The sequence below is a fragment of the Streptomyces mauvecolor genome (genome assembly GCF_039532965.1).
GTDB classification, from domain to species: domain Bacteria; phylum Actinomycetota; class Actinomycetes; order Streptomycetales; family Streptomycetaceae; genus Streptomyces; species Streptomyces violascens.
The window spans coordinates 95,628-114,873 of sequence record NZ_BAAASQ010000014.1 but is presented as its reverse complement, the minus strand read 5'-3'; the positions used below and the strand labels follow the sequence as shown (position 1 = coordinate 114,873).

The 19,246-nt window shown below is 69.9% G+C and carries 18 protein-coding genes and 1 riboswitch; of the genes, 12 read left to right on the top strand and 6 right to left on the bottom strand.

Annotation, left to right across the window (positions count from 1 at the left end; genetic code table 11):
* Window positions 1–125: 125 nt before the first annotated feature.
* Both ABD346_RS20175 and ABD346_RS20170 read left to right on the top strand, forming a co-directional pair.
* Window positions 126–947, top strand: a complete 822-nt coding sequence (locus ABD346_RS20175; RefSeq protein WP_344376589.1) for a polysaccharide deacetylase family protein — start codon at window positions 126–128, stop codon at window positions 945–947.
* Complete coding sequence (locus ABD346_RS20170) at window positions 947–2,140, top strand: YncE family protein (RefSeq protein WP_344376588.1); 1,194 nt, start codon at window positions 947–949, stop codon at window positions 2,138–2,140. Before ABD346_RS20175 ends, ABD346_RS20170 begins: the two co-directional genes overlap by 1 nt.
* A gap of 64 nt (window positions 2,141–2,204) precedes the next feature.
* On the opposite strand, the gene ABD346_RS20165 is transcribed toward ABD346_RS20170, so the two are convergent.
* Together ABD346_RS20165 and ABD346_RS20160 are read right to left on the bottom strand one after the other, a co-directional pair.
* Window positions 2,205–3,395, bottom strand: a complete 1,191-nt coding sequence (locus tag ABD346_RS20165) for a cytochrome P450 (RefSeq protein ID WP_344376586.1) — start codon at window positions 3,393–3,395, stop codon at window positions 2,205–2,207.
* 326 nt (window positions 3,396–3,721) lie between these two features.
* Window positions 3,722–4,360 (bottom strand): GNAT family protein, encoded by a 639-nt coding sequence (locus ABD346_RS20160; RefSeq protein ID WP_344376585.1) that lies wholly within the window; start codon window positions 4,358–4,360, stop codon window positions 3,722–3,724.
* A gap of 69 nt (window positions 4,361–4,429) precedes the next feature.
* Between ABD346_RS20160 and ABD346_RS20155 the strand changes: the two genes are divergently transcribed.
* From ABD346_RS20155 to ABD346_RS20145, 3 genes are all read left to right on the top strand, one after another.
* Window positions 4,430–5,350 carry a helix-turn-helix domain-containing protein gene (locus ABD346_RS20155; RefSeq protein WP_344376583.1) on the top strand — a complete coding sequence of 307 codons (921 nt, stop codon included), beginning with the start codon at window positions 4,430–4,432 and terminating at the stop codon, window positions 5,348–5,350.
* A gap of 56 nt (window positions 5,351–5,406) precedes the next feature.
* On the top strand, window positions 5,407–5,619 hold the full coding sequence (locus ABD346_RS20150) for an EF-hand domain-containing protein (RefSeq protein ID WP_053726211.1): 213 nt from the start codon (window positions 5,407–5,409) through the stop codon (window positions 5,617–5,619).
* 61 nt (window positions 5,620–5,680) lie between these two features.
* Complete coding sequence (locus ABD346_RS20145) at window positions 5,681–6,406, top strand: NADPH-dependent F420 reductase (protein ID WP_344376749.1); 726 nt, start codon at window positions 5,681–5,683, stop codon at window positions 6,404–6,406.
* Between the two features lie 19 nt (window positions 6,407–6,425).
* On the opposite strand, the gene ABD346_RS20140 is transcribed toward ABD346_RS20145, so the two are convergent.
* From ABD346_RS20140 to gcvT, 4 genes are all read right to left on the bottom strand, one after another.
* Window positions 6,426–7,796 (bottom strand): L-serine ammonia-lyase, encoded by a 1,371-nt coding sequence (locus ABD346_RS20140; protein WP_189963872.1) that lies wholly within the window; start codon window positions 7,794–7,796, stop codon window positions 6,426–6,428.
* 187 nt (window positions 7,797–7,983) lie between these two features.
* Window positions 7,984–9,243 (bottom strand): serine hydroxymethyltransferase, encoded by a 1,260-nt coding sequence (glyA, locus tag ABD346_RS20135; protein WP_189963874.1) that lies wholly within the window; start codon window positions 9,241–9,243, stop codon window positions 7,984–7,986.
* A gap of 32 nt (window positions 9,244–9,275) precedes the next feature.
* Window positions 9,276–9,650, bottom strand: a complete 375-nt coding sequence (gene gcvH, locus ABD346_RS20130; RefSeq protein ID WP_344376580.1) for a glycine cleavage system protein GcvH — start codon at window positions 9,648–9,650, stop codon at window positions 9,276–9,278.
* A gap of 100 nt (window positions 9,651–9,750) precedes the next feature.
* Window positions 9,751–10,866 carry a glycine cleavage system aminomethyltransferase GcvT gene (gene gcvT / locus ABD346_RS20125; RefSeq protein WP_344376578.1) on the bottom strand — a complete coding sequence of 372 codons (1,116 nt, stop codon included), beginning with the start codon at window positions 10,864–10,866 and terminating at the stop codon, window positions 9,751–9,753.
* Between the two features lie 153 nt (window positions 10,867–11,019).
* A riboswitch (glycine riboswitch) is annotated at window positions 11,020–11,117 on the bottom strand.
* A 129-nt stretch (window positions 11,118–11,246) separates the two neighbouring features.
* Here gcvT and ABD346_RS20120 point away from each other — a divergent pair.
* The 7 genes from ABD346_RS20120 (at window position 11,247) to ABD346_RS20090 (ending at window position 19,224) form a co-directional block, all read left to right on the top strand.
* Window positions 11,247–11,888: an AAA family ATPase gene (locus ABD346_RS20120; protein ID WP_344376576.1), complete on the top strand. Its 642-nt coding sequence runs from the start codon at window positions 11,247–11,249 to the stop codon at window positions 11,886–11,888.
* A 134-nt stretch (window positions 11,889–12,022) separates the two neighbouring features.
* Complete coding sequence (locus ABD346_RS20115; RefSeq protein WP_344376575.1) at window positions 12,023–12,796, top strand: enhanced serine sensitivity protein SseB; 774 nt, start codon at window positions 12,023–12,025, stop codon at window positions 12,794–12,796.
* A 168-nt stretch (window positions 12,797–12,964) separates the two neighbouring features.
* Window positions 12,965–13,762 (top strand): enhanced serine sensitivity protein SseB C-terminal domain-containing protein, encoded by a 798-nt coding sequence (locus ABD346_RS20110; protein ID WP_344376573.1) that lies wholly within the window; start codon window positions 12,965–12,967, stop codon window positions 13,760–13,762.
* Between the two features lie 388 nt (window positions 13,763–14,150).
* Window positions 14,151–15,155 carry an ABC transporter permease gene (locus ABD346_RS20105; RefSeq protein ID WP_344376571.1) on the top strand — a complete coding sequence of 335 codons (1,005 nt, stop codon included), beginning with the start codon at window positions 14,151–14,153 and terminating at the stop codon, window positions 15,153–15,155.
* Between the two features lie 80 nt (window positions 15,156–15,235).
* A complete protein-coding gene (locus ABD346_RS20100) occupies window positions 15,236–17,008 on the top strand; it encodes an ABC transporter substrate-binding protein (RefSeq protein ID WP_344376570.1) in 1,773 nt (590 codons plus the stop codon).
* 123 nt (window positions 17,009–17,131) lie between these two features.
* A complete protein-coding gene (locus tag ABD346_RS20095; RefSeq protein WP_344376568.1) occupies window positions 17,132–18,130 on the top strand; it encodes an ABC transporter permease in 999 nt (332 codons plus the stop codon).
* Entirely contained in the window at window positions 18,127–19,224 is a 1,098-nt protein-coding gene (locus ABD346_RS20090) for an ABC transporter ATP-binding protein (RefSeq protein ID WP_344376567.1), read from the top strand. Before ABD346_RS20095 ends, ABD346_RS20090 begins: the two co-directional genes overlap by 4 nt.
* Window positions 19,225–19,246: the final 22 nt, after the last annotated feature.

The window sequence follows — 19,246 nt, the reverse complement described above, 5'->3', positions numbered from 1 at the left end:
ATCGAAGGCGATGAGTGAATCAGCGACTTGGACACCTTCGATCGGCTTCGGTCGGGCGCGACCCGCAGAGGTCCTGAAATGGGTCAATCGTTACCAACCGCCCCTCGCCCCACTTAAATGTCCATGTGCCGAATCCATCACCCCATGCGGTCGACCGCCGCAGCGCCCTGCGGGCCGGGGCGGGCGCGGCCATCGTGGGGGCGTTCACGGCAGGCTGTTCGGAGGACAAGGCCGGCGAGCAGCCGGCCGACTCGCCGAAGCCCCAGCCGTCCGCCTCCGCGGCGGTCGCCGCCCCCGCCCGCCCCGAAGCTCCCCGCCCCGCACCGGCCCCCCGCGCCTTTCCGGGGCAGCCGGTCCAGATCAGCAGCGGACCCCGGGCCCGCCCGCAGGTCGCGCTCACCTTCCACGGCCAGGGTGATCCCAAGATCGCCACGACTCTGCTCGGCGAGGCCGAGAAGGCCGGTGCCAGAATCACCGTCCTCGCCGTCGGCAGCTGGCTCGACGAGCAGCCCGCGATGGCCCGCCGCATCCTCGACGGAGGCCACGAGCTGGGCAACCACACCCAGCGTCACATCGACATCGGCGCCCTGGACGAGACGGAGGCGTACGCCGAGATCACCGGCTGCGCGGACCGGCTGCGCCGGCTCACCGGCTCCATCGGGACGTGGTTCAGGCCCTCCCGTGCCCAGTACGCGACACCGCTCGTTCAGAGACTGGCCCGGAAGGCGGGGTACCCGCACGTCCTGTCGTACGACGTCGACTCGCTCGACTTCACCTCGCCCGGCGCCTCGGCCGTGACCCGCAACGTCACCGGGCAGATCCGCAACGGATCGGTGGTGAGCCTGCACTTCGGCTATGCGGACACGGTCGCCGCGCTGCCCGCCCTACTCGCCGAACTGGAACGCCGCCGACTGCGCGCGGTCACGACCACGGAGCTGCTGACCTGATGCCGACCGCAACGAAGGCCGTAACGAAGAGGATCACCGCGCTGCTCTCGGCAGCCCTGCTCGCGGCGCTGGCCGGCTGCGGATCGGGTGCCGACCACAAGGACGAGGCGATCGGCACCAAGGCGGCGGTCCCGCCCCCGGTCGTCAAGAAGGCCGTGCCGCAGGGGCTGCCCGGGATGCCGCCCGTCCTGGACCCGAAGGACGCCTACGCCGCGGACCGGCCGAACGCCCTCCAGCCGGCCGTCAAGAACTTCCTGCCGCGCGTGTACGTGCCCAACACCAACTCCAACACGGTGTCCGTGATCGACCCGGCCACGTACAAGGTCATCGAGACGATTCCGGTCGGCCACCAGCCGCAGCACGTCGTGCCGTCCTGGGACATGAAGACGCTCTGGGTCAACAACGACCTCGGCGACTCGCTCACCGCCATCGACCCGGCGACCGGCAGGACCGGGCGCACCGTCCAGGTCTCGGACCCGTACAACCTCTACTTCACGCCGAACGGCAAGTACGCCGTCGTGATGGCCTCGAAGGACCGCGAGCTCGTCTTCCGCGACCCGGTCACCATGAACCGGGTCAAGACCGTCCCGGTGACCTGTGCGGGCGTCAACCACGCCGACTTCTCCATCGACGGGCGGTATTTCATCGTCTCCTGCGAGTTCTCCGGAGAGCTGCTCAAGGTCGACACGGAGAAGATGGAGGTCATCGCCCACCAGAAGCTGCCCTTCGACGGGGCGATGCCGCAGGACGTGAAGATGTCCCCGGACGGCAAGACCTTCTACATCGCCGACATGATGGCGCACGGCATGTGGGTCCTGGACGGCGACAGGTTCACCACGCCGACCCTGCTGCCCACCGGCAAGGGCTGCCACGGCCTCTACATCAGCCGCGACTCCAAGGAGATGTACATCTCCAACCGCGGCGAGGGCACCATCTCCATCTTCGACTTCACCAAGAACAAGCTCACCAAGAAATGGGAGCTGCCGGACGGCGGCAGCCCCGACATGGGCGGCGTCTCCGCCGACGGCAAGGTGCTCTGGCTGTCCGGCCGCTACAACTCCGAGGTGTACGCCATCGACACCGCCACCGGCAAGGAGCTGGCCCGCATCCCGGTCGGCTCGGGCCCGCACGGCCTCGCCGTCTATCCGCAGCCCGGCCGGTACTCGCTCGGCCACACCGGCATCTTCCGCTGAGCACGAGCACGAGCACGAGCGGGGGCGGTGCCCCGGGGTCCGCCGGCCCCGGGGCACCGCCGTGTCACCACAGCGCGGGCAGCCGCTCCGGCAGGCGCTTGATGAAGCCCGTACGCCACACCAGGTGTTCGGCCGGCACCGCGAGGCGCAGCCCCGGCATCCGGTCCACCAGGACCGAGAGCGCCGTCTCGGCGTGCAGCCGGCCGAGCCCCGTGGCCGGGCAGGAGTGCCGCCCGGCGCCGAAGGACAGATGCGGGTTGTGTTCCCGGCCGAGATCGAGGCGCTGGGGGTCGGTGAAGACCTCCGGGTCGAAGTTGGCGCCCTCGACCAGGACGAGCACCAACTCGCCCTTGCGGACGAGGACGTCACCCACCTGTACGTCCTCCAGGGCGAGCCGGGGCAGCCCGTCGCCGATCGACAGGTTCCAGCGCAGGAGCTCGTCCACGGCCCGGCCCATGCGCTCGGGATGCTCGCGCAGGTAGCCGATCAGCTCGGGGTGCTGGAGCAGGGCCAGGATTGCGAGGGTCAGGAACGCGGAGGTGGAGACCGCGCCCGTGCCGAACAGGGACACCGCGACCGCGGCCAGCATCTCGTCGGTGAGGTGCGCGGACTCCGGGTCCTCGCGCAGCGCCGCGAGCCGGCCGAGCAGGCTGTCGGGGTCCAGGCCGGGCGCGTCGAGGCGCTCCACCATGTAGCCGAGGTCCTTGTACCAGTTGAGCCCGGCGCCCTCGAAGGTGTGCGCGCCGGTCATGTAGGCGGTGTCCAGACCCGACATGAGCCGGCGCCAGTCCGCGAAGGGCACCCCGGTCACCTGGCAGTGCAGCGCCGCCGAGAAGGGGTCGGCGAACCCCGCCCGGAGGTCGGCCGGCGGGCCCTCGGCGAGCAGTGCGTCGATGAACTCGCCTGCCCGCAGCCGGAGTTGATCGGCGAGCCCGTCGGCGCCCGGGTCGAGGGACTTCATCACGGCGGTGCACAGGCCGGGGGTCTGGATGTCGCCCATGTTGTTGACGACCTCGGGCGGGATCGTCGGCGCGTACTGCCGCGGCACCCCGGGGTTCGCGGTGTCCCTGAGGCTGAACCGCGCGTCCTCCAGGACCTGTTTCGCCAGCGCGTGACTGCTCACCAGCCAGGCGTGGTCGCCGGTGAGCGTGCGCACCCGGGCCACCGGCTGCTTCTCGCGCAGCCAGGCGCACTCCTCGGGGAGCACGTCGCCGCGGCGCGAGAGCGGGAAGTCGAGTACGGGCTCGGAGGTCATGCGGCGACTCCTTCCGGGCGCACCACGGCGTAGGCCTGATCGCGGGAGGCGCGCGAGCCGCCGCCCTTCGTGGAGAGGGTGTCGTGGCAACTTCGCAGGAAGGGCCGCACGGTGAATGCTTCAGTTGTGATGGTCACAGCTGTAACGCCCCAGCGCCGCTAGTCCCTGGGTGCCCTGTGCTCCCGGTGTGGCGGCGACAGCATGAAGTTATCCACCAGGTGCGGAGAGTGAGGAAGCGGCGACGTGAAGTTGGCGCGAACTTCTCTTTGTGGGGCGGAAAACCGCCCTTTTGACGGTTCGAACAGCCAGCGCCGTGAGCCGCCCGCTCAGTGTGCGACGAGCAGCGCCTCCGAGCCGACCGGCCGGAAACCCGCAGCCTGGAAGGTGCGTACGCTGCGCGCGTTGCCCGGCGACTGCTGCGCCCAGAGCACCGGTTCGGGCACCAGGTGACGTGCGGCCAGGGCGAGTTGGACACCGAGACCCAGGCCGCGCGCGGACTCGTCGACCTCGACAGCGGCCTCCCAGCGTCCCGCGACACCCCGGCCGAGTATCAGGACGCCGCCGTCCGCCGCCCAGACCCGTACGTCGTCCCGGTACTTCAGGGCCCGCTCCACCCTCGGGTGCTCCGGGTCCTCGATCTCGGTCAGCGCCAGCGGCGGCCCGCCCGGCAGGGCGGGGGCGCAGGTCAGCAGGTCGACGCAGTTCATCGAGCGGCCGGTGCGGGCCATCAGGGCGGCCAGGAACCCGGGGTTCATGGACGCGCCGAGCGGGTCGGCGTCCGTCGCGGCCAGCGTGGCCCGGAGCCAGTCCTCGTCCTCGTCCAGGAAGATCACCGAGTGCGCGGTGAACGCCAGCACACCCGCGTCGCGCGGCCCCGGCTGCGCCACCACTGTCGTACCGCCGTCGGGCGGCGGGAACCGCCCCGCCGCCGCGGCCGCCAGAATGTCGCCGAGCGTGCCATCCATGAGATTCCCCGTTCCTTTCCGTCCAGAGGCCTTGAGTCTCCACCCACTGGAAACCGGACACTCGACTACATGATCGACGACGGCCCGGAAACCTTCACCATCGGGCAGCTCGCCCGCCGTACCGGACTGCCCGTGCGCACCATCCGGTACTGGTCCGACACCGGCGCCCTGCCGCCCGTCGGCCGCTCCCACGGCGGCTACCGGCTGTACGACGCCGGGTGCGTGGCCCGCCTCGAGCTGGTGCGCACCCTGCGCGAACTGGGGCTCTCCCTGGACGACGTACGCCGTGTGCTCGCCCGTGAGGTCACGGTCGCCGAGGTCGCCGCGGCCCATGTGGCGGCGCTCGACGCCCAGATCCGGGCGCTCCGGGTCAGCCGGGCCGTTCTGTCGACCATCGCCCGACGGCAGTCCGACACCCAGGAGACGACCCTCATGAACAAGCTGGCCAGGCTCTCCGCGCGCGAGCGCAAGCAGATCATCGACGACTTCACCGACGAGGTGTTCGCCGGCCTCGGCGACACCAACCCGCACTTCCACGCCCGGGTCCGCGGGGTGGCCGCCGAACTGCCCGACGACCCCACCCCGCTCCAGGTCGACGCCTGGATCGAGCTGGCCGAACTCGTCGAGGACGAGGCCTTCCGGGCGCTGATGCGGCGGGTCGCCGAGACCAACTCCGCGAGCTTCCGGGAGCGTTCGCGCGAACCAGCGGCCTACCTCGCCTTCGCGAAGAAGGTCGCCCTGCTCGCGGGCGGGGCCCAGGAGCGCGGGGTGGCCCCCGAAAGCCCCGAGGCCGACGCCCTCCTCACCGAGCTCCTCGGCGCGGGCGCGGACCGGGCCACCCTCCTGGAGCGGGTCGGCGTCGGCCCGGACCTGCGCGTCGAGCGCTATTTCCAGCTGCTCGCCGTCATCAACGGGTACGAGCAGCCGCCGAGCGCGGCCGCCGCCTTCCAATGGCTGGCCGCCGCACTGCGCGCCCACGTCGGCAGCTAATCTGACCCGCGTCAGAAACGCATCAAGCAGTAGGCACCAACAAAGGGGTGGACCCAGTGGCGGACATCGAAGAGGCGCGCAAGGCGTTCGCGAAGCTCGACATCGACGGCGACGGACGCGTCACCGCGAGCGAGTACAAGGCGGTCATGGCGCAGCTGGGCGACTTCCACGTCACCGAGACGGTGGCCCAGGCCATCATCAAGGCCAAGGACGCCAACGGCGACGGCAAGCTCTCCTTCGAGGAGTTCTGGGCCTCGCTGAACAAGTGACGCCGATCGGCCCCGGTGGCGTACTCCCGCTCGCGCGGTACGCCGTCGGGGCCGGCCCGGAATAACTCCCCGGGCCCGCAAGTTCACGGAGCGTGCCAACGCGGCACCATCTCCGGAAGGCCAGCTCATGAAGATCGGCATCATCGGCGCGGGCAACATCGGCGGCAACCTGACCCGCCGCCTCACCGCGCTCGGCCACGAGGTTTTTGTCGCCAACTCCCGCGGCCCGCACACCCTTTCCGCCCTCGCCGAGGAGACCGGCGCGACCCCGGTCACCGTCGCCGAGGCCGCCAAGGGCGCACAGGTCGTCGTGGTCACCATCCCGCTCAAGCGCGTCCCCGAGCTGCCCAAGGGCTTCCTCGACGGCGCGGCCGACGGCCTCGCCGTCATCGACACCGGGAACTACTACCCGAAGGAGCGCGACGGCCGGATCGACGCGATCGAGGACGGCCTGACCGAGAGCCGCTGGACCGAGCAGCACATCGGCCACCCGGTGATCAAGGCCTTCAACGGCACGTACGCACAGGATCTGCTCGAGCGGCCGCGACCGCAGGGCGACCCCGAGCGGATCGCCCTGCCGGTGGCCGGCGACGACGCGGCCGCCAAGCAACTGGTCCGCGAGCTCGTCGACGAGCTGGGCTTCGACACCGTGGACGCGGGCGGCATCGACGACTCCTGGCGCCAGCAGCCCGCGACCCCGGTCTACGGACTGCGGGGCAACGTCGCGGAGGTCACCGAGGCCCTGGCGGCGGCGCCCAGGGAGCGCCCGGCCGCCCACAGCTTCTAGGCGCTCGGCTTGTAGAAACTCAGCACTCGATGATGTTGACGGCGAGGCCGCCGCGGGCCGTCTCCTTGTACTTGACGCTCATGTCGGCCCCCGTCTCCTTCATCGTCTTGATGACCTTGTCCAGGGACACCTTGTGGCTGCCGTCGCCGCGCATCGCCATCTTGGCGGCGGTGACGGCCTTCACGGCGGCCATGCCGTTGCGCTCGATGCACGGGATCTGGACCAGGCCGCCGACCGGGTCGCAGGTCAGACCCAGGTTGTGCTCCATGCCGATCTCGGCCGCGTTCTCGACCTGCTCGGGGGTGCCGCCGAGAACCTCGGCGAGCGCGCCCGCCGCCATCGAGCAGGCGGAGCCGACCTCGCCCTGGCAGCCGACCTCGGCGCCGGAGATCGAGGCGTTCTCCTTGAACAGCATGCCGATCGCACCGGCGGCCAGCAGGAAGCGGACGATGCCGTCCTCGTCCGCGCCGGGCACGAAGTTCATGTAGTAGTGCAGGACCGCCGGGATGATGCCCGCGGCGCCGTTGGTGGGCGCGGTCACGACCCGGCCGCCCGCCGCGTTCTCCTCGTTGACGGCCATCGCGTACAGCGTCGCCCACTCCATGGCGTGCGCCTCGGGGTTGCCCTCGGCGCGCAGCTGGCGGGCGGTGGTGGCGGCGCGGCGGCGGACCTTGAGGCCGCCGGGCAGGATGCCCTCGCGGGACATGCCGCGCGAGACGCAGGCCTGCATGACCCGCCAGATGTCGAGGAGCCCGGAGCGGATCTCGTCCTCGGTGCGCCAGGCCTTCTCGTTCTCCAGCATCAGCGCGGAGATCGAAAGACCGGTGTCCTGGGCGAGCCGCAGCAGCTCGTCGCCGGTGCGGAAGGGGTGCTTGAGGACGGTGTCGTCCGGCACGATCGGGTTCTCGCCCGCGACAGCGTCCTCGTCGACCACGAAGCCGCCGCCGACCGAGTAGTACGTCTTCTCCAGGATGAGCGCGCCGTCGATGTCGTACGCGAAGACCGTCATGCCGTTGGCGTGGTACGGGAGTGCCTTGCGGCGGTGCAGGATCAGGTCGTCGTCGTAGGCGAAGTCGATCTCGTGCATGCCGAGCACATTGAGCCGCCCCGAGTCCTTGATCCGCTCCACCTGGTCGTCGGCGGTCTCGACGTCGACCGTGCGCGGGGAGGCGCCCTCCAGGCCGAGCAGCACCGCCTTCGGGGTGCCGTGGCCGTGGCCGGTGGCGCCGAGCGAGCCGTACAGCTCGGCCCGTATCCGCACGGTGTGGGCGATCAGGCCCTCGTTCTTCAGGCGCGCGGCGAACATCCGGGCAGCCCGCATCGGGCCGACGGTGTGGGAGCTGGACGGGCCGATGCCGATCGAGAACAGGTCGAAGACCGAGATGGCCACGGGGGACTCCTTGAGGGGTTGGTAGACGCCGTTGTCTGCCGGGTGGTGCAGAGCAAAGCTGGCACAGCATGGGATGGGGCACCGCGCTCACTACCAGTGTGCGCGNTGGGGCACCGCGCTCACTACCAGTGTGCGCGGTGCCCCGGAGCTTCGTCCCGAAATGAACCGGGAACTAAAGCGTACGAAACTACTTCAGGCCGGGGTACAGCGGGTGCTTCGCGGCCAGAGCGGACACCCGGGCAGCCAGGGCGTCCTTGTCGAAGTCCGGCTTCAGGGCCTCGGCGATGATGTCGGCGACCTCGCGGAAGTCGTCGTCACCGAAGCCGCGGGTGGCGAGCGCCGGGGTGCCGATCCGCAGACCCGAGGTGACCATCGGCGGCCGCGGGTCGTTCGGGATGGCGTTCCGGTTGACCGTGATGCCGACCTCGTGGAGGCGGTCCTCGGCCTGCTGGCCGTCCAGCTCCGAGTTGCGCAGGTCCACCAGGACCAGGTGCACATCGGTGCCGCCGGTCAGGACGTCGACGCCGACGGCCTTCACGTCGTCCTGGACCAGGCGCTCGGCCAGGATCCGGGCGCCGTCCAGGGTGCGCTGCTGGCGCTCCTTGAACTCCGGCGATGCCGCGACCTTGAACGAGACCGCCTTGGCCGCGATCACGTGCTCCAGGGGGCCGCCCTGCTGGCCCGGGAAGACCGCCGAGTTGATCTTCTTGGCGAGCTCCTGCGTCGACAGGATGACACCGCCGCGCGGACCGCCGAGGGTCTTGTGCGTGGTGGTGGTCACGACGTGGGCGTGCGGCACCGGGTTGGGGTGCAGACCCGCGGCGACCAGGCCCGCGAAGTGGGCCATGTCGACCATCAGGTACGCGCCGACCTCGTCCGCGATGCGGCGGAAGGCGGCGAAGTCCAGCTGGCGCGGGTAGGCGGACCAGCCGGCCACGATCAGCTGCGGCTTCGACTCCTTGGCCAGGCGCTCGACCTCGGCCATGTCGACCTCGCCGGTCTCGTCGACGTGGTACGGGACCACGTTGTAGAGCTTGCCGGAGAAGTTGATCTTCATGCCGTGGGTCAGGTGGCCGCCGTGGGCCAGGTTCAGACCCATGATCGTGTCGCCCGGCTTGAGCAGCGCGAACATCGCGGCCGCGTTGGCCTGGGCGCCCGAGTGCGGCTGCACGTTGGCGGCCTCGGCGCCGAAGAGCGCCTTGATGCGGTCGATCGCGATCTGCTCGACCACGTCGACGTGCTCACAGCCGCCGTAGTAACGGCGGCCCGGGTAGCCCTCGGCGTACTTGTTGGTGAGGACCGAGCCCTGGGCCTCCATGACGGCGACCGGAGCGAAGTTCTCCGACGCGATCATTTCGAGGGTGGACTGCTGACGGTGGAGCTCGGCGTCGACGGCGGCGGCGACGTCCGGGTCCAGCTCATGGAGGGGCTGGTTCAGAAGCGACATCAGACGATCCCTGTATCCCTGTGGTCTAGGTGTCAGCTGGCGAAGTCGGTGTACTCGTCGGCGGAGAGCAGGTCGCCCGGCTCGTCCGTGACCTTCACCTTGAACAGCCAGCCGCCTTCGAACGGAGCGGAGTTCACCAGGGCCGGGTCGTCCACGACGTCCTGGTTGGCGGCGACGACCTCGCCGGTGACCGGGGAGTACAGGTCGCTGACCGACTTGGTGGACTCCAGTTCGCCGCAGGTCTCGCCCGCGGTCACCGTGTCACCCACCTCCGGAAGCTGTACGTACACGACGTCACCGAGCGCGTTGGCCGCGTGCTCCGTGATGCCGACCGTCGAGACGCCGTCCTCGGCGTTCGACAGCCACTCGTGCTCCTTGCTGTAGCGCAGCTGCTGCGGGTTGCTCATGACCTGAATTCTCCTGTACGCGGGGGAGTGCTGGTGACGGGGTCTCGAAGAGTGTCTCGGACAGCGAGACGAGAAGGGTGGTACCGCAGGGAGGCGGGTGTCACTTCTCGCGCTTGTAGAAGGGCAGCGCGACGACCTCGTACGCCTCGTGCGTCCCGCGGATGTCGATGCCGACGCCGGCGGTGCCGGGCGCGGCGTGCGCGGCGTCCACGTACGCGATGGCGATCGGCTTGCCGAGCGTCGGAGACGGGGCGCCCGAGGTGACCTCGCCGATGACCTCGCCGTCCGCCACCACGGAGAACCCGGCGCGGGGCACCCGGCGGCCCTCGGCGATCAGTCCGACCAGCTTGCGCGGCGGGTTCGCGGCGGCCTTCTCGGCGGCGGCCTCCAGAGCCGTACGGCCCACGAAGTCGCCGTCCTTCTCGAACTTCACGACCCGGCCGAGCCCGGCGTCGAAGGGGGTGAGCGCGGTGGTCAGCTCGTGCCCGTACAGCGGCATGCCCGCCTCAAGGCGCAGCGTGTCGCGGCAGGACAGGCCGCACGGCACGAGGCCCGCGTCCTGCCCTGCGTCGGTCAGCGCGCGCCACAGCTGCTCGGCGTGCTCAGGGGCGACGAACAGCTCGAAGCCGTCCTCGCCGGTGTAGCCGGTGCGGGCGATCAGCGCGGGCACACCGGCGACGGTGCCGGGCAGGCCCGCGTAGTACTTCAGGCCGTCCAGGTCGGCGTCCGTGACGGACTTCAGGATGCCGGGGGACTCGGGGCCCTGCACGGCGATCAGCGCGTACGCGTCGCGGTCGTCGCGGACCTCGGCGTCGAAGCCGGCAGCGCGCTCGGTGATCGCGTCGAGCACGATCTGCGCGTTGCCCGCGTTCGCGACGACCATGTATTCCGTCTCACCCAGGCGGTAGACGATCAGGTCGTCGACGATGCCGCCGTCCTCCTGGCAGATCATCGTGTACCGGGCGCGGCCGGGGCCGATGGTGGCGATGTTGCCGACCAGGGCGTAGTTCAGCGCCTTCATGGCCTCGGGGCCGGTGACGGTGATCTCGCCCATGTGGGACAGGTCGAAGAGCCCGGCGCGGGTCCGTACGGCGTTGTGCTCGTCGCGCTCGCTCCCGTACCGCAGCGGCATGTCCCAGCCCGCGAAGTCGGTCATCGTGGCGCCCAGCGAACGATGCAGGGCATCGAGGGCGGTGAGGCGGGGGGCGTTGCTCATGGATGTGGCTCCAAGGTCCCGGGGCATGTCGGTCGAGGACATCCTCCCCATCTGTCATCGGAACCTGAGAGGTTCACCGGCACGCGCTGCGCGTCACGGCTTGCACCTTGGGTGGGGCCGCCCGGCAGAGGACGGCCCGCTTTTCAGATCTGCCTCGTCCGCGCGGTACGGGGCCTGAGAGATTCAAGGGAGGAACTTGCTCCTTCGGCGCCCCAGCTCACAGCTGCTGAGGACTCTCCCGCGCGGATTCGAACGGCCGGTATGCAGTTGGCGCGCACATCATTGCACGCATCCCGGAAGCGGCATATCACTGGTGACCTATTACCGTCTCTTTACACTTCGTGGGCAGGGGTCGCGGGACCCGAACAGGGGGGAGTGCCATGACGGTTGGACGGAACACGGACCGGGTGCGGGAGGCGGCCGCGCCGGTGCGCCACGAGCGGCCGGTCGGCGAGGCGGTGCGGGACCTGCGCGGGCGCCCCGAGCACACCCCGGCGGAGCTGCTCTTCGACGCGGGCGACGTCGTGGTGGTGTCGGGCCTGCCCGGCAGCGGCAAGACGACACTGATGCGCCGCACCGTCACGGACCGCCGCATCGACTCCCAGGACACCCGCCTCGCTTGGCAGCGCCGTCTTCCCGGGATTCCGTACGCCCTGTACCGCCCGCTGACCCGGACCGCGCACTTCGCCAGGACCTGGTGGGCCCTTCGCTCGGGCGACAGCCTCGTCGTGCACGACTGCGGTACGCAGGCATGGGTGCGGCACTGGCTGGGCCGCGGAGCCCGGCGCAGGGGCCGGGCGCTGCGGCTCGTCGTGCTCGACGTGCCGCCCGGCGTCGCCCTGGAGGGCCAGGCGATCCGCGGCCGCTGGGTGTCGAAGTACGCCTTCGCCCGGCACCGCGGCGCGGCCCGCCGCCTCATAGCCCAGGTGGAAGCCGGACGGCTGCCGACCGGCTGCGCCGGCGCCGTCCTGCTCGACCGCGCGTCGGCGACGGTGCTGCGCCGGATCGGCTTCTCCGCATAGCACCCCCGACGCACAGCACCCCCGACAGCGCGCCCCGGCGCGCGCCGGGCCCTTTCCCGGCACCCTTTCCCCCGGCCGCGTGCTCGGCGCTAGGGTCGTGGGGCACGACAGCAGTCGGGGGAGAAGGACGGCACATGAACTTTCCGGAGCAGGCGTTCGCGCACCCGCACGGCGGCGGAGGCTGGCCGGGCAACGAGCTCGAAGAGGCGCTGGCGGCCGCGCTCGGCCATGCCGACGCGGGGCCCCGCCTCATAGAGGTGCTCGGCCGCAGCGTCGTCTGGGTGCCGCTGCCCAACGGCGGCAGCCAGGAGAGCGCCGACCTCGACCTGCCCACCATGCAGCTCGACGGCGCCCCCTACGTCCCCGTCTACAGCTCCGAGCAGCAGTTCCTGCAGTGTGTCGGCTCCCACATGTCGTTCGCGGTGGCGCCCGCCGTCGAGTTCGCCCGCGGGCTTCCGCCGCAGCTCGGCGTCGTGGTCAACCCCGAGGGCGCGGTCGGGATGCCGCTGCCGCCGCCGGCCGTGGCCGAGCTGTGCCGTACCGGGCGTACCGCGCTCGACGGACCGGCGTCCGGCGCCCGGGTACGCCTCTTCGAGCCGGACTGGCAGGACGACCCGGTGGACTTCCTGAGCGCGGCCTCCGAGGAGTTCGAGGCGACCGGTGTGGTGCTCAGCGCCCGCCGCGCGCTCGCCTCCATCGAGGGCGAGTCGCCCACGCTCTTCATCGGCGTGGAGTTCTCCACCTGGGACGGAGCGGGCAGGGGCGCCCCCATGGAGGCGCTGGGCCGCGCACTCGGCCGGGTTCCGGTCGGCTGGCCGGTCAACCTGGTCCTGCTCGATGTGACCCAGGATCCGGTCGCCACCTGGATGCGCGAGCGGGTGCGACCGTTCTACGCGCGGGCCCAGTAGCAACCGCCGGGTACGCCGCGACAGGTCCCCGCCGGGTCGCGGCGGTGTCTGTACGGCGGCTTAACCTGGTTTCATGACCCTTGCACCCCCGCAGCCGCACGCGTGTGCCCGGGGCTGCGGGGCGGCGCAGGCGTCGGCACGGTGGATCGAAGAGGGGCGGGACCCAGGGTGAGCGCGTCAGGCACCGCGGCGGCCGGGCAGGTCGAGCACATGCTGCGCCAGGTGACGCCCGGGCGCTACGACGTGTACGAGGCGCTGCTCCACGCCCTCGCCGACCCCGCGTCCGGCCGGCTCTGGATGCTGCTGTGGAACGGCAGGCCGGGCTCCCCGGACGCGCAGTACGGAAACATGGAGGTCGACGGCGTCGCGTACGCCCCCTGTGTCACCTCCGCGCAGGAGCTCTCCGCCAGCGGCTGGAATCGGGCACACGAAGTGACCGGCGCCCTCGAAGTCGCCCGCGCCCTCTATCCCGACCGGTACGGGATCTGGCTCAATCCGCACGCCCCCGGCGGCGGCGTCGGCATCCCCTGGACGGATCTGCGGCGGATCGCCACGGGCCTGGACCGGATGCCCGCCGGGCCGCTCAGGCTCTCCGAGCCGGCCGTCGAGATCCCGCAGTTCTACGCCCTGCTCGCGCAGAACGCACACCGCACCCCGGCGGTCCGCGCGCTGCGTCGCGCCTGGGTGCAGCCCGCGCTCGGCACGCCGTATCTCGCGATCGGGCTCGACCTCTACAACACGAGCCCGCAGTCGGTCGACGCGGTGCGGGCGATGATGCAGCAGTCCGTCGCCGCCGTGCCGGACGGGCTCGCGGTGTCCACGGTCGCGATGTCCGACGAGTACGACCCGGTCGGCATGTGGCTGAAAGCCAACGCCCGGCCGTTCTACGACCGCGAGGCGCACGCCGCCCCGGCCCCCGGGATCTCCGGCTACGGCTACCCGCCGGCCGCCCCGCGCACGTACTGAATCCGTCCGTAGCCGGCGCACCAACCGGGACAGACCGCGGCAACCTCCCCCGCATGTAAGGGGAATGTCCGTTCTGATGGGGCGAAGACCGCAATAGCCCCGGGCGCCACATGCGCCCCAACTTCCCCATGTCCGCCCCTGGTTCACACGCGTCCGGATAACGGAAACCCCCTTTCCGCATCACGTTTACGCATACATTCGCCGTCAGGTCTGGCGGGTGATCGCGAGGCCATTGAAGACTCCCGGCATGCAGGGCCGTTCGGGCCCTTGTGCGAGCAGCTCGACCCGCTGCTTGGTGTCGCCCCCCGCTCGCACTGCTGATGGGAACGCGCCGCTACAGCGGCAAGTGCGGGCCGGTCACCGCCGGTTGAGAGGGGTCCTTGCCACGATGACGGCACCATTGCACGACACACCCGCCGACGCGGACCCGACCGCGGACATCAGTGTCACGCCCAGCGGCGAGACCAGAGCGGTCGAGGGACGGTCGCTCGGCCGTATCGCCTGGAACCGGCTGAAGAAGGACAAGCTCGCCCTCACCGGTGGCATCGTTGTCGTGTTCCTGGTCCTCGTCGCGATCTTCGCGCCACTGATCGTCGACGCCTTCGGGCATCCGCCGGACGACTTCCACGAGGACCAGATCGACCCGCTGCTCTCGACTCCGATCGGCAGCTGGGGTGGCATCAACTCGCACTTCCTGCTGGGAGTTGAGCCGGTCAACGGCCGCGACGTGTTCAGCCGGATCGTCTACGGCGCGCGGATCTCGCTGCTCGTGGGCTTCCTCGCGGCCGTCTTCGCGGTGCTCGTCGGCACCGTGCTCGGCGTGATCGCCGGCTACTTCGGCGGCTGGCTCGACGCGATCATCAGCCGCGTGATGGACATGCTGCTCTCCTTCCCGCAGCTGCTCTTCATCATCGCGCTGATCTCCGTGGTCCCCTCCCAGCTCTTCGGGCTCAGCGGCACCGGGGTCCGGCTGCTCGTGATGATCCTGGTCATCGGCTTCTTCGGCTGGCCGTACGTCGGACGCATCGTGCGCGGCCAGACGCTGTCGCTGCGCGAGCGCGAGTACGTCGAGGCGGCTCGCAGCCTCGGCGCGGGGCGCGGCTACATCCTGTTCAAGGAGCTGCTGCCCAACCTGATCGCGCCGATCACCGTCTACATGACGCTGATGATCCCGACGAACATCCTCACCGAGGCGGCGCTCAGCTTCCTGGGGGCGGGCGTCAAACCGCCCACGGCCTCCTGGGGGCAGATGCTGTCGACGGCGATCGCGACCTATCAGTCCGATCCGATGTTCATGATCATCCCGGGTCTGGCGATCTTCATCACCGTGATGGCGTTCAACCTCTTCGGCGACGGCGTCCGCGACGCCTTCGACCCGAAGGGCACCCGCTGATGCGGGAATTCGAAGACTCCGGCCCGGCGCACCGCACGGGCCGCGACACCCAAGACGCCCACTACGGAGGAAGCGAGATCGTGACAACCCCAGGTTCATCAAGGCGAAAGACGGTCGCCGGCGCGGCCATCGTCGTTGCGGCTCTGCTGTCCACCGCGGCCTGCGGCGGGGGCGGCGGCAGCACCGGCAAGGGCAAGGGCCCCGGCTTCAACGCCGCCAACAGCAAGCTCGCGAACGCGTCCACGAAGAAGGGCGGCGAGCTCAAGTTCGTCGGCACCCAGGACGCGGACTCGTGGGACCCGCAGCGCGGTTACTACGGCTTCATGTGGGACTACGCGCGCTACTACACGCGCACGCTGATCACCTACAAGCCCGCACCGGGCAAGGAGAGCGAGACGCTCGTCCCGGACATCGCGACCGGTCTCGCGGACGTCTCGGCGGACAAGAAGACGTACACGTACCACCTGAAGGACGGCGTCAAGTGGGAGGACGGCAAGCCCGTCACCTCCAAGGACGTCAAGTACGGCATCGAGCGCATCTGGGCGCAGGACGTCATCTCCGGCGGCCCCGTCTACCTGAAGGACGTCCTCGACCCCAAGGGCGACTACAAGGGTCCCTACAAGGACACCTCGGCCGACAAGCTCGGCCTGTCGGCGATCGAGACGCCGGACGACAAGACCATCGTCTTCAAGCTGCCGGCGCCCAACGTCGACTTCCAGCAGATGCTGGCCATGCCGTCGGGCTCGCCGGTCCGCCAGGACAAGGACACCCAGTCGAAGTACGGCCTGAAGCCGTTCTCGCTCGGCCCGTACAAGTGGGAGTCCTACGAGCCGAACAAGTCCATGGTCCTGGTCCGCAACCCCAACTGGGACCAGAAGACGGACGACGTCCGCAAGGCCCTGCCGGACAAGATCAGCCTCACCCTGCTGACCAGCGCCGACGACATGGACAGCCGTCTCATCAACGGTGACTACGACGTCGACCTCAACGGCACCGGCCTCAGCCCGGCCGGCCGCACCAAGGCGCTCCAGCAGTACAAGGGCAACGTCGACAACCCGGACACCGGCTACATCCGTTACGCGGTCTTCCCGCAGACGGTGGCGCCGATGGACAACGAGCACTGCCGCAAGGCCGTCATCTACGGTTCCGACCACAAGTCGCTGCAGACCGCCCGCGGCGGCCCGCAGGCCGGCGGCGACATCGCCACCAACATGCTGCCGCCCATCATCAGCGGCTCGGACCCGAAGTACGACCCGTACGGCGTGACGCAGAACGACGGTGCGGCGAACGCCGCCAAGGCCAAGGAAGAGCTCGCGGCCTGCGGCAAGCCCGGCGGCTTCTCGACCACCATCGCGGTCCGCAACAACAAGCCGTCCGAGGTCGCCACCGCCCAGTCGATGCAGGCCGCGCTGGCCAAGGTCAACATCAAGGCCGACATCGACCAGTACGACGGCTCGCAGACGACCGGCATCATCGGCAACCCCGAGGTCGTCAAGAAGAAGAACTACGGAATCATCATCATGGGCTGGGGCCCGGACTTCGCGTCCGGCCAGGGCTTCCTGCTCCCGCTGGTCGACTCCAAGTTCATCCTGTCGAACGGCAACAACAACTACTCGATGCTGAAGGACCCGGCCATCGACACCCTCTTCGACCAGGCCATCGCGGCCAACACCCCCGAAGAGGCCGCCGGGCTCTACAAGCAGATCAACCAGAAGGTCTCCGAGCACGCCGTCTACCTGCCGTTCGTCTTCGAGAAGAACGTCAAGTGGCGCAGCTCCCGGCTCACGAACGTCTACACGACGACCAACAACAACGGTTTCTACGACTACGCCTCGCTCGGCGTCGAGAAGTGACCGTCGTCCAATCGCTCCGCCGGCGCACCCGCCGCTAGGCACGAAGGGCAGGTGAAGGCCGTCGTGTGACGGGTCGGGGGTACCGCAATCCGGTGCCCCCGGCCCGCCGCCGGGCCGAGAGCAGTGCTCGCATATCTCATCAGGCGGCTGTTCGCCGCCATCGTGATGCTGCTGATCGTCATGCTGGTGACGTTCGGCATCTTCTTCCTGATCCCCAAGTGGACGGGCGTCGACCCGGCCACGATGTACGTCGGCAAGCAGTCCGACTCCGCCGCGCTCGAAGCGGTCCGCGAGAAGCTGGGTCTCGGCGACCCGATCTTCGTGCAGCTCTTCGACTTCGTGAAGGGCATCCTGGCCGGCCGCGACTACACCGGCGGCGGCTCGACGATCCACTGCGACGCGCCGTGCTTCGGCTACTCCTTCCGCAACGAGCAGGCCATCTGGCCGGTGCTCAAGGAGCGCTTCCCGGTCACGCTGTCGCTGGTCATCGGCGCGGCCATCCTGTGGGTCGTCTTCGGCGTGCTCACCGGTGTGGTCTCGGCCCTCAAGCGCGGCTCGCTGTGGGACCGGTTCTCCATGACCGTGGCCCTGGCCGGCGTCTCGCTGCCGATCTACTTCACCGGTCTGCTCTCGCTGGCGATCTTCACCTACGGCCTGCACTGGATCGACGGTCAGTACGTACCCTTCAGCGACTCACCGGGCGGGTGGTTCAGCGGCCTGATCCTGCCCTGGATCACGCTCGCCTTCCTCCAGGCGGCGATGTACGCCCGCCTCACCAGAGCGACCATGCTCGAAGTGATGGGCGAGGACTACGTCAGAACCGCCCGGGCCAAGGGCCTGAGCGAACCGGCCGTCATCGGCAAGCACGCCATGCGCTCCACCATGGCGCCGATCCTGACGGTGCTCGGCATGGACATCGGCGCCCTCATCGGCGGCGCCATCCTCACCGAGACCACTTACAGCATCCCGGGCCTGGGCCAGGCGGTGCTCCGCGCGATCGGCGAGCGCGACCTTCCGGTGATCCTCGGCGTCACGCTGATCACCTCGGCGGCGGTGATCTTCGCGAACCTCGTCGTGGACCTCCTGTACGCCGTGATCGACCCCCGAGTGAGGCTCGCATGACCGACCTGAACAAGACCGGCGCCGCGGTCGGCGAGCCGGTCGCGGGTGAGCGCCCCTCGGACGCGTTCCTCGACGTACGCGACCTGAAGGTCCACTTCCCGACCGACGACGGCCTGGTCAAGTCCGTCGACGGGCTCAGCTTCTCCCTTGAGAAGGGCAAGACCCTCGGCATCGTGGGCGAGTCCGGCTCCGGCAAGTCCGTCACCTCGATGGGCATCATGGGCCTGCACACGGCCGGCCAGTACGGCAAGCGCAAGGCGCAGATCTCCGGCGAAATCTGGCTCAACGGCAAGGAGTTGCTCTCCGCCGACCCCGATGACGTACGCAAGCTGCGCGGCCGCGACATGGCGATGATCTTCCAGGACCCGCTGTCCGCGCTGCACCCGTACTTCACCATCGGCAAGCAGATCATCGAGGCGTACCGGGTCCACCACGACGTCGACAAGAAGACGGCGCGCACCCGGGCGATCGAGATGCTCGACCGGGTCGGCATCCCCCAGCCCGACAAGCGCGTCGACTCCTACCCGCACGAGTTCTCGGGCGGCATGCGCCAGCGCGCGATGATCGCGATGTCCCTGGTGAACAACCCCGACCTGCTGATCGCGGACGAGCCGACGACCGCCCTGGACGTCACCGTCCAGGCGCAGATCCTGGACCTGATCCGGGATCTGCAGAAGGAGTTCGGCTCCGCGGTCATCATCATCACCCACGACCTGGGCGTGGTCGCCGAGCTCGCCGACGACATCCTGGTGATGTACGGCGGCCGGTGCGTGGAGCGCGGGCCCGCCGAGAAGGTCTTCTACGAGCCCCGCCACCCCTACACCTGGGGCCTGCTCGGCTCGATGCCGCGCATCGACCGGGAGGAGACCGAGCGTCTCATCCCGGTGAAGGGCTCCCCGCCGTCCCTGATCAACATCCCGTCGGGCTGCGCCTTCAACCCGCGCTGCCCGTATGCCGATGTGCCCAAGGACAACATCACCCGGACCGTACGCCCCGAGCTGGCCGACGGCGGCAGCGGCCACTGGACCGCCTGCCACATGACGCCGGACGAGCGGGAGCGCATCTGGACCGAAGAGATTGCGCCCAAGCTGTGAGCGAGGACAAAGGCGTGACGGA